Raw genomic sequence first — 5,326 nt, 5'->3', positions numbered from 1 at the left:
TTGGACGGGGTGGGGCAGGCGGTGGTGATCGCGCGTGAGGATCGCCCCGGTGACAAGCGTCTGGTCGGTTACATCACGGGCGCGGCCGACCCGGCGCGGCTGCGGGCAGAGCTTTCCGAGCGGTTGCCGGCGTTCATGGTGCCCGCCGCGATCGTGGGCCTGCAAGCCCTGCCGCTGACCGCCAACGGCAAGCTGGACATCCGCGCGCTGCCGGCCCCCGAATACGGCGCCGACCGCTACCGCGCCCCGCAGAACCCGACCGAAGAGATTCTCGCCACCGTCTTCGCCGACGTCCTGGGCCTCGACCGCGTCGGCATCGACGACTCCTTCTTCGAACTCGGGGGCGACAGCATCCTGGCGCTGCAAGTGGTCTCGCGAGCGCGGGCCGCAGGCCTGACGTGCCGCCCGCGGGACGTCTTCGTCGAGCAGACCGTCGCCCGCCTGGCGACCGTGGCCGGGGTGGCCGACGGCGACACCGCCGCGGCCGACGAGGGCCTCGGACCGGTGCTGGCCACCCCGATCATGCGGTGGCTGCGCGAGATTGGTGGTCCGATCGCCGAGTTCAACCAGACGATGGTGCTCCAGGCGCCCGCCGGCGCGACCGAAGCCGACGTCGCGGGAGGGCTGCAGGCCGTCCTCGACCGGCACGCCATGCTGCGGCTACGCGTCGAGGGCGACGGCGACGACGGGTGGTCCCTATGGGTGCCCGACGCGGGCGCCGTCGACGCGACCGCGTGCCTGTGGTCGGTGGACGTGCTGTCCGATGAGGCCTTGGTGGAGGCGCGGTCGAGGCTGAACCCCGCCACCGGGGCGATGCTCAGCGCGGTGTGGGCCGCCCCCACGCGACAGCTGGCGTTGGTCGTTCACCACCTGGCCATCGACGGGGTGTCGTGGCGAATCCTGTTGGAGGACTTGAACATCGCCTTCGCCCAGGGGCGGGGCGGCCAGCCGGCCGCGTTGCCGGTGGGCGGGACGTCATACGCGCGGTGGGCAACGCTGCTCCGCGAACACGCCCGCCGTCCGGAGGTCGTAGACCAGGCGGGCGCCTGGAAGCGGATCGCGGCCACACCGTCCGCCTTGCCGGCGGTGCGGCCCGGGGACACCTACGCCACAGCCGGGCATCTGTCGGCGTCGCTGGACGTAGAGGACACCCGGACGCTGCTCGGGGAGGCGCCGGCGGCATTCCACACCGGCGTGCAAGACATTCTGTTGATCGCGTTCGGGTTGGCGTGCGCGGAGTTCTTGGGCCCCAACCTTTCTGCCCGCGGGCCGGTCGGCATCGACGTCGAGGGCCACGGCCGCCACGAGGAAGTCGCGCCCCACGTGGACCTCTCGCGCACGATCGGCTGGTTCACCACCAAATACCCGGTGTCGCTGACGGTCGGCGGGCCGGCCTGGGGCCAGGTGCGGGCCGGCGACCCGGCGCTGGGAAGCGTGATCAAAGACGCCAAGGAACAACTCCGCGCCGTGCCGCACCCGCTGACGTATGGCGTGCTGCGCTATCTCAACGATGACGTCGAGCTGGGCGGCGCCGACCCGACGATCGGGTTCAACTACCTCGGCCGCCTCGTCGCCGGAACCGAGCTCTCCGATGGCTTGTGGCGGCTGCACCCCGAGAGCCTGTCCCTGACGGCGGCCGCCGCGGCGATCCCAATGCCGTTGGCGCACACCGTCGAACTCAACGCCGGCACCATCGACACCGACAGCGGCCCGCAATTGCACGCCGATTGGACGTGGGCGACGTCGGCCCTCACCGAAGGACAGATCGGCCGGCTGAGTCAGCTGTGGTTCGAAGCCTTGTCCGGCATCTGCGCGCACGTGCGGGCCGGGGGCGGCGGTCTGACGCCATCGGACATCGCGCCCACCCGGCTGAGCCAATCGCAGATCGACGAACTCGGCCGGCGATACGACCTCGCCGACGTCTTGCCGCTGACCCCACTGCAGCAGGGCCTGCTCTTCCACTCCAGCACCGCCCACGGCGATGACGACATGTACGCCGTGCAGCTGGATTTCACGCTCACCGGCCCCCTCGACCCCGACCGCCTGCACGACGCGGTGCGCACCGTGATCCACCGTCATCCGCATCTGGCCGCCCGGTTTTACGAACGGTTCGACGAGCCGGTGCAGATCATCCCGGCCAATCCCGTTGTGGCGTGGCGATTTGTCGAGCTCGACACCGACGAGCAGATCGAGCGCCTATGCGCGGCCGAACGCGCCGCCGTCGGGGACCTGGCCGACCAGCCGCAGTTCCGGGTGGCGTTGATCCGCACCCGGGAAGACCGCCACCGGCTGGTGCTGACCAACCACCACATCGTGCTCGACGGGTGGTCGCTGCCGATCCTGCTGCGCGAGATCTTCACCAGCTACTACGGGGAGCGGCTGCCCGCGGCCGCGCCTTATCGCAGCTTCGTCACCTGGCTGGCCGATCGGAACCTCGATGCCGCCCGCGACGCCTGGGCTCAGACGCTCGCCGACTTCGAGACGCCGACGCTCGTCGGCCCCAAGGACCGGTTGGGGCAAGGGCGGCGCGGCACCCAATCCTTTTGCGTGCCCGAGGAAACCACCCGCGCCCTCACCGAACTGGCCCGCGCCTGCCACACCACGGTCAGCACCGTGCTCCAGGGCGCCTATGCGCTGCTGCTGACCTCGCTGACGGGTCGGCACGACGTCGTCTTCGGCACCCCGCGATCCCGGGTGGGCCAGCTCGAGGTGGCCGGCGCGGAATCGATGGTCGGCTTGCTGATCAACACGGTGCCGGTGCGGGCGAACATCACCGCGACCACCACCACCGCGGACCTGCTGCGCCAGCTGCAGGACGACCACAACGACACGCTCGAGCATCAACACCTGGCGCTCAGCGACATTCACCGCGCCACCGGACACGAGCAACTGTTCGACACCCTCTTCGTCTACGAGAACTACCCGATCGGCGACGGCATGCAGTTGGGCCCCGACGGGTTGGCCATCGCCGAGTTCACCAACCGCGAGTACAACCACTACCCGCTGACGGTGGAGGCCCTCCCGGGCCGCCAGCTCGGCCTCCACGTCGAGTTCGACGCGGAGGTGTTCGACACCGCGGGCATCGAGGCGCTCGTCGAGCGGTTCCGGCGGGTGCTGGCCGCGATCACCTCCGATCCGACCCGGCGCCTGTCGTCTATCGACCTGCTGGATCGCGCAGAGCGCGATCTGGTGCTGTCGCGGTTCTCCGGCGCCGGTGTGGCCGCGCCGGTCGGTGTGGCGCCACAGCTGCTCGCGGGGGCGGTCGCCGCCAACCCGGACGCGCCCGCGGTGGTCGACGGTGCCGGGACGCTGTCCTATCGCGAGCTCGACGAGTGGTCAAACCGGTTGGCCCGCAAGCTGATTGAGACCAGCGTTGGTCCGGAACGCGCCGTGGGCGTGGCGATGGATCGCGGTCTGGAGTTGGTGGTCGCGTGGTGGGCCGTGGTCAAGGCCGGCGGCGTGCATGCGCCGGTGGATCTGGACCATCCCGTCGAGCGCGTCGCCACGGTGCTGGACGCCGCGGGGGCGGTGTGCGTGTTGGCCTGCGGCGCCGACGACGTGGCCGGTGCCGGCGCGCGCCCGGTGGTCCGGATCGACGAGTTGTCGGGGTACTCCGCGGAAGCGATCGCCGACACCGAGCGGCTCGCGCCGCTGACGGCGGCCAACACCGCGTACGTGATCTTCACGTCGGGTTCCACCGGCACGCCCAAGGGGGTGGCGGTCAGCCACGCCGGTCTGTTGGGTTGGGCTGCGGCGGAACGCGATGTGCATGGGCTGCAACCGGACACGCGGCTGCTCATGGTGGCCTCGCCGACGTTCGACGCGTCCGTCGGCGAAATGGTGATGGCCGCCGGGTCGGGCGCGGCGCTGGTGGTGGCGCCGCCGGGGGTCTACGCCGGGGAGCCGCTCACCGCCCTACTGGAAAGCCAGCGGGTCAGCGCGGCGTTCCTGACCCCTACGGTGCTGGCATCCCTGGACCCGGCCCGGCTGGACGGGTTCGACACGCTGATGGTCGGTGGAGAGGCCTTTTCGCCGGAGCTGGTGGCCGCGTGGGCGCCCGGCCGGCGCATGTTCAACGTCTACGGCCCCACCGAGTGCACGATCTGGGTGACCTCCAGCGCGCCGCTGTCGGCGGGCGGACCGATCCGGATCGGCGCTCCGATTCCGGGCGTGTCCGCTCTGGTGCTCGACGCCTGGCTTAACCCGGCGGCGGTCGGGGTGATGGGGGAGCTGTACCTGATCGGGCCCGCGCTGGCGCACGGCTACGTGGGTCGGGTGGAGCTGACCGCGGAACGGTTCGTGGCCAATCCCTTTGGCGCGCCCGGGTCACGGATGTACCGCACCGGCGACCTGGCCCGCTGGACGCCCGAGGGAACCCTGGACTACCTGGGGCGCGCCGACACCCAGATCAAGCTGCGCGGTCAGCGCATCGAACTGGGCGAAATCGAGAACACCCTGCTGGCCTGCCCACAGGTAACCCAGGCCGCCGTCACCGTGCAGGACAGCGCCACCGGCACGCAGCTGGTCGCCTACGTCACCCTCGACCACAACACCACGGCCGACGACGACGCCGAGAACGTCCAAGAGTGGCAGCACCTTTACGACGACCTGTACGGCGCCGACGGCGAGTCCGGCTTCGGCATGGATTTCCGCGGCTGGAACAGCAGCTACACCGGCGACCCGATCCCGCTCGAGGAGATGGTCGAGTGGCGTGCCGCCACGGTGGAACGGATCATGGCGCTGCGACCGCGGCGAGTGCTCGAGATCGGCGCGGGCTCGGGATTGCTGCTGTCGCAGATCGCCCCGCAGTGCGATCAGTATGTCGCCACGGACTTTTCGGCCGCGGCGATCGAAAACCTGGCCCGCTCGTTGGAGCAATTGCAGCTCCCGTGGCGCGACCGGGTTCAGCTGCTGACCCAGCCGGCCGACGTCACCGACGGGCTGCCGCGGGGCTCTTTCGACACCGTCATCCTCAACTCCGTCGTCCAGTACTTCCCCAACGCGGGATATTTGGCCGGCGTCATGGACGCCGCGATGGAACTGCTCGCGCCGGGCGGGGCGGTGTTCATCGGTGACGTCCGCAACCACGCCCTGCAGAGCGCATTCCAGACCGGCATCGCGCTGGCCCGTACGGATGCCGGCGCCGGCGACGCCGCCGAGATCCGCCAGCGCGTCCGGCACGCGATGCTCGGCGAGACCGAATTGCTTTTGGCGCCCGAGTTTTTCACCAGCTGGGTCGGCGGTCACGAATCCGCGGGCGGGCTGGACATCCGGGTCAAGCGCGGCATGGCCGACAACGAACTGAACCGGTACCGCTACGACGTCA

At 70.5% G+C, this 5,326-nt stretch carries 1 protein-coding gene; it reads left to right on the top strand.

Features of this window, described 5'->3' with window-relative positions; translation table 11 throughout:
- The coding region (locus A9X03_RS12180) for a non-ribosomal peptide synthetase (RefSeq protein WP_156746543.1) at positions 1 to 5,326 on the top strand (5,326 nt) is incomplete at both ends.

It is taken from the genome of Mycobacterium sp. E1715 (genome assembly GCF_001667625.1).
Lineage (GTDB): Bacteria > Actinomycetota > Actinomycetes > Mycobacteriales > Mycobacteriaceae > Mycobacterium.
Note: the sequence above shows the minus strand (reverse complement) of the source record. Positions and strands in the feature narration are given on the sequence as shown.